General features: G+C 38.6%; 6 protein-coding genes. 3 read left to right on the top strand and 3 right to left on the bottom strand.

Translation table 11 applies throughout. The features are described from left to right. Both E1176_RS20550 and E1176_RS06190 read left to right on the top strand, forming a co-directional pair. The coding region (locus E1176_RS20550; RefSeq protein ID WP_185152664.1) for a hypothetical protein at positions 1-802 on the top strand (802 nt) is incomplete at its 5' end. Next, positions 799-1,413 (top strand): class I SAM-dependent methyltransferase, encoded by a 615-nt coding sequence (locus E1176_RS06190; protein ID WP_155209695.1) that lies wholly within the window; start codon positions 799-801, stop codon positions 1,411-1,413. The genes E1176_RS20550 and E1176_RS06190, both read left to right, overlap by 4 nt. Here E1176_RS06190 and E1176_RS06185 read toward each other — a convergent pair. Together E1176_RS06185 and E1176_RS06180 are read right to left on the bottom strand one after the other, a co-directional pair. After that, on the bottom strand, positions 1,410-2,075 hold the full coding sequence (locus E1176_RS06185) for a DNA alkylation repair protein (protein WP_155209693.1): 666 nt from the start codon (positions 2,073-2,075) through the stop codon (positions 1,410-1,412). The genes E1176_RS06190 and E1176_RS06185 overlap by 4 nt on opposite strands. Next, complete coding sequence (locus E1176_RS06180) at positions 2,072-2,935, bottom strand: YdeI/OmpD-associated family protein (RefSeq protein WP_222933098.1); 864 nt, start codon at positions 2,933-2,935, stop codon at positions 2,072-2,074. The genes E1176_RS06185 and E1176_RS06180 overlap by 4 nt, the downstream gene beginning before the upstream one ends. A 72-nt stretch (positions 2,936-3,007) precedes the next feature. Here E1176_RS06180 and E1176_RS06175 point away from each other — a divergent pair, with 72 nt between their 5' ends. Further along, positions 3,008-3,754, top strand: coding sequence for a DJ-1/PfpI family protein (locus tag E1176_RS06175; RefSeq protein ID WP_155209691.1), 747 nt, complete (start codon positions 3,008-3,010; stop codon positions 3,752-3,754). 1 nt (position 3,755) lies between these two features. Here the strand turns inward: E1176_RS06175 and E1176_RS06170 are convergent. Further along, on the bottom strand, positions 3,756-4,968 hold a 1,213-nt coding region (locus tag E1176_RS06170), incomplete at its 5' end, for a bifunctional alpha/beta hydrolase/OsmC family protein (protein WP_155209689.1).

The raw sequence follows: 4,968 nt of genomic DNA, 5'->3' as shown, positions 1-4,968 counted from the left end.
AAACCACTACAGTATAGATGTAGCCTTAGGAGCAATGATCTCTTCGGTATTTATGTCGAGGTTTTTAGAAGTTGAGATTTCTAATTATACAATCGCAATTTTAGGTGTAGTGGTATGGTGTATTTATACCTATGATCATTTAGATGATGCCAGGAGGCTATCTCATAAAAAAGCCACACAACGACATCGTTTACATGGCACACACTTTAAAACACTATCTTATTTATTAGTAGCAGCCTTATTGGTCGTTATAGTCCTTTTGTTTTATATACCCTCAAGGACTTTATTGTTTGGAAGTGTTTTAGTATGCCTGGTTGGTGTTTACTTTGTTCTGCTCAAGTTATTAGAGTTACAGTTTTCGTTGTACAAAGAATTTGTAATAGCTGTTATCTATACTTTAGGCGTTTTAGTAGGGCCATTGAGCAATTATGACTCAACTTTAGCTCTTATTCACTACGTTGTATTTTTTCAGTTTGGGTGTATAGCGCTGAGCAATCTTATTCTATTTTCATTATATGAAGAAAGAGAGGACAAGTCTCAAAGGTTCGCATCATTAATTAGAGCGATAGGTGCAGGATCGGGTGTTCGTTTACTCCAATTGATACTTTTACTACAGCTGTTATTGTATATATACCTATTGGCTTTAGGTCTTCACATATCGTTTGTATTGCCTTTATTATTAATGAGTTCGCTGCTTTTTATTCTGAATTATAAAAAGCCAATTTTCAGCAAATCTATAGCATATAGAATTATAGGTGACGGTGTATTTTTACTTCCCTCCCTTTATTTTCTGCTGGTATGAACAACTTCAATTTCATAGCACCAGTTTATGATTTTTTGGCTAGACTGGTTTTCTTCGGTGCTATCAAAAGATCGCAATTAGCACTTTTATCAGAATTGAAATCTTGTAAAGAGGTCTTAATAGTTGGTGGTGGATCAGGTTGGATATTATCTGCTCTGGATGCCCTGCAAGCTCCCATGAAGATTACATACCTGGAAAAGTCAACGGTAATGTTAGGTATGTCTAAAAATAGGCGACCACTCAAGTATTTAAAAGTAGATTTTGTTTTAGGAGATATACAAGAACTGCCCAAAGTGATTTATGATGGTGTGATCACAAATTATTTTTTAGATGTTCTAAGTGAGGTCGAGTTAAAAACTACCATGTCATTGATTGACACACAGTCTTCAGCAAATGTAAAATGGCTTTGTACTGATTTTAAGCCTGCACAAGTTTGGTACCATAGGCCTCTTCTATCGATTATGTTTTTGTTCTTTAAACTGACAGCTCAAATTGGAAGTAAACAGATACTGGATTTCGATAAGTACTTTCGAGGTTTAAACTATAATCAGAAAATGTATAGGCACTTTTATAATCAACTTATTAAAACAGCCATTTATGAGAAAAATTAATTTAAATACTTACTAGCTTCTCTTTTACTGAGAGGGGCTAATTCGTGTTGATTTATGAATTCTGATACCCAATCTCGGTTAAACTTGGAGTACTGCCTGAGCGCCCAACCGATTGCTTTTTGATGAAAGAACTCTTTAGAAGCTACATGAGGTAGGATTGCCTTGGTTAATAATTCTGAATCTGTTTTCTCCTTGTACTTGAGCTGAAATAATATGGCAGTGCGATTAAGCCACATGTCTTTAGAAGCTATCCATTTGTTGAAATATGTATGCTTTGCTTCATGATCGTGTTCAAAAATGTGCCCCACTAGATTGCTAGCTATAAAATCTATTGTGTCCCACCATTGTTTATACTCCAGCATATAAGTAACAGTGAGCATATCATCTGGGAGAGGCTTTTTTATAACTTTTTGGGCTATTTCCATCGCGCAATATTGATACTCACGGTAAGGCAAACTCCATAATCCGATAATTACATCCGATAATTCTTCTCTGTTAGGCTTGCCGTGTTGTTTGAGGAATGATGATAAAAGTCTTTTTCGATCAGGTGCTTTGATTCCTAAAAACTGAAAATGACCCTTCATATAAGCAGACATCCTTTCTGCTTCAACATCATTTCTGGCAGACTCAAGATGCTGTTGAAGTGCTACGAGATAATTCACTTAACAAATGGATTTTTTATACCTTGAGAAAGCCTTCTTTCCGTTTCGATTAAGCGCTTTTCTTTGGTTTCGGGCCTTTTGGCGCTGCTTATCCAATTGGCATATTCTTTCCTGTTTGTATAAGAAAGACTTTCGAAGAACACTTTTAGGTTCTGATTTTTCTCAAGTAAATCGATTAACTCACCTGGCATGTCTACAGTGCGCTCCTCAGTATCTTTTTGTAACTCTACATTTACCGTGTCTCCCGGTTGTTTGCCAATTACTTCGCGAATCTCTTTTTTTACGATTAAAATATGAGAGCCGGTGCCCATGTTAGCAATAGAGCCTCGATAGGGTTGTCCATCAATTTTGGCTTTAACCTTCACCTGACCTTTGGTGCCAAATACTTCTTTCACATCAAATGGAATGTTTACCCAAGCCCCTCCACTACTGTCGCTAGTCTCAATAGTTGCTTCGAAGGTCTGCGTTTTAGCCTTTGGGCTTGATTTTACCTCACTGGTAGGTTTAATTCTCAACGCTGACCAGTCTTCATCAATGCTAATTTGAGAAACTTTCCGATAACCAACCACATCTAATACTTCCCAACCTTTATCCCTGGTCAAATTGGTGTCAATCTGTCCTGATTTTTTGGGATAAGCCACCCAAAATGTAGTGTCGCTCTTGGCTACTTTTACAATCGTGGGTAAGTGAATCTGCAGGGAAGATTTATTTTCTGTAAACCATAAAATAAAAGAATAGCTTTTGTGTTCCATTCCGGAATCAAACCTTAAGTCTCCAAATGAGAGGCCATGAGGCCGATTCATAATTAGGGTAGTGTCTTCTGCTTTGTGTTTAAGTTTATTAAGCAACTGGTCAGCCATACGTCAACTATAGTTTTGTTTTGAGTTTAAACTTAATCAAATTTAGTGCTTACTATAATTAATGAGTGAGTTATGAAAATGTTTATCTCTTTGGTAACCCTAACATTTCTGTTAGTTGGCGGGTGTGCCACATCTACAAAAAAAGAAAACGAGGATAATGCAACGTCTAAAAAAACATCTTCTAAGCCTCTCAATCCTGATAAAGTTTTAAATGTAGCATTCGTAATCGTAGATGGCGTTTACAACTCAGAATTGGTTGCTCCAATGGATATTTTACACCACACCGTCTTTCATACAGATAAAGGAATGAAAGTTTTTACTGTAGCGCCTGATCCGGACATTGTAACCTCATTTGAAGGACTTAAAATTTTACCAGATTACACTTTTTCCAGCGATAGCCTACCCCCAATAGATGTCTTGGTAGTGCCAAGTGCTGAGCATAGCATGGATAGTGATCTCGAAAATGAGGAACTGATCACTTTTATCAGAGAAAAAGGTGCCAGGGCAGCATATGTTATGTCTCTATGTGATGGAGCTTTCGTATTGGCTAAAGCCGGTCTTGTAAATGGTAAGGAATCTACTACATTCCCCTCTGATATAGGTAGGTATAGAGAAACCTTTCCTTCACTTACCGTGCATGAGGATGTGAGCTTTGTTCATGATGGTAAATTAATTACATCAGTCGGTGGTGCAAAATCATATGACCCGGCTCTATACTTGGCTGAAATACTTTATGGTAAAGAAGTAGCTAAAGGCCTTGGTCGTGGATTAGTGATCGACTGGGATCTTTCAAAGATTGACTATATTAAAGTTGACTAGACTAAGATTTTAACTTTGTAGTTATTGATATTTCGTTGTGCAAAGTTTTGTGAACAGGGCATTTATCAGCGATTTCAATTAACTTCTTACGCTGCTCATCATCTAAATCACCTTTAAGCTCTATTTCTCTTGAGATCTTGTCGATTTTAGAATTATCTTTCTCACAAGTCTCACAGTCTTTGGCGTGCTCTTTACTGTGCTCTAAGTGTACAGTTACTTCTTCCAGAGGCCATTTTTTACGATCGGCATACATACGAAGAGTCATACTAGTACAAGCACCAAGACCGGCAATGAGAAGGTCGTAGGGTGTAGGGCCAAGGTTTTTGCCGCCTACTGATTCTGGTTCATCTGCCAGAAAACTATGGTCTCCAGCCCTCACCTGGGTGGTAAAGCCATCGTCTCCCGTTCTTACCACTACTTGTTTGTTAGACGCTAGTGTTTCTTTAGGGTGCTCCAGGTTTACGTACCTCTCAGCCCAGGTCGCGATCATCTTGCCAGCATACATAGAGTCTGCTTTCTTGCTTAAAAGGTGATCGGCTCCATCAAGTGTGATAAAACTTTTGGGATGCATGGCACCCTCATAAATCTGTCTAGCATTAGCCACCTCAACAATCATATCCTGAGGAGAATGCATGATAAGTAATGCCTTATTTAAGTCAGGAAGGATGTTTTTTAGATCATTTTTTTTCAGGTCATTGATGAGTTGCTCTTTTACCTTAAATGGCCTGCCACCAATCGAAACGGTAGCCTCACCCTGTTCCTTTATTTTATTAAGGCTTTCTTCAAAAAGATGCTCGACATGGACAGGGTCTGCTGGCGCTCCAATAGTAACTACGGCCTGGACCTCACTCATTGAAGTACTTGCCGCCAACACAGCCGCACCACCTAAAGAATGGCCTATGATAATTGATGGCGCCTCATACTCTGACTTCATCATCTCATAAGCACTGACGAGGTCATCTACATTTGAAGAAAAATTGGTGTCTTCAAACTTGCCTTTGCTTTGGCCCAGTCCTGTAAAGTCAAATCGTAACACACCAATCTGACTCACCGTTAGCGCTCTGCTGATATTTACCACTGCAGAGAGATCTTTGGAGCATGTGAAACAATGGGCAAAAATGGCATACGCAAGTGGTTTGCCATCGGCCGGTAATTCTAAACTAGCCGATAATTCATTGCCCTGGTTATTGGTAAATGTGAGTTTCTTTGAGTTC

The sequence above is a fragment of the Fulvivirga aurantia genome (genome assembly GCF_009711475.1).
Lineage (GTDB): Bacteria > Bacteroidota > Bacteroidia > Cytophagales > Cyclobacteriaceae > Fulvivirga > Fulvivirga aurantia.
This window is presented reverse-complemented; position numbering and strand designations above follow the sequence as displayed.

Excerpts from the sequence above, each read along its gene's own strand:
- E1176_RS06175 (WP_155209691.1), top strand. The coding sequence starts at position 3,008 with ATGAAAATGTTTATCTCTTTGGTAACCCTAACATTTCTGTTAGTTGGC.
- E1176_RS06190 (WP_155209695.1), top strand. The coding sequence starts at position 799 with ATGAACAACTTCAATTTCATAGCACCAGTTTATGATTTTTTGGCTAGA.
- E1176_RS06180 (WP_222933098.1), bottom strand. The coding sequence starts at position 2,935 with ATGGCTGACCAGTTGCTTAATAAACTTAAACACAAAGCAGAAGACACT.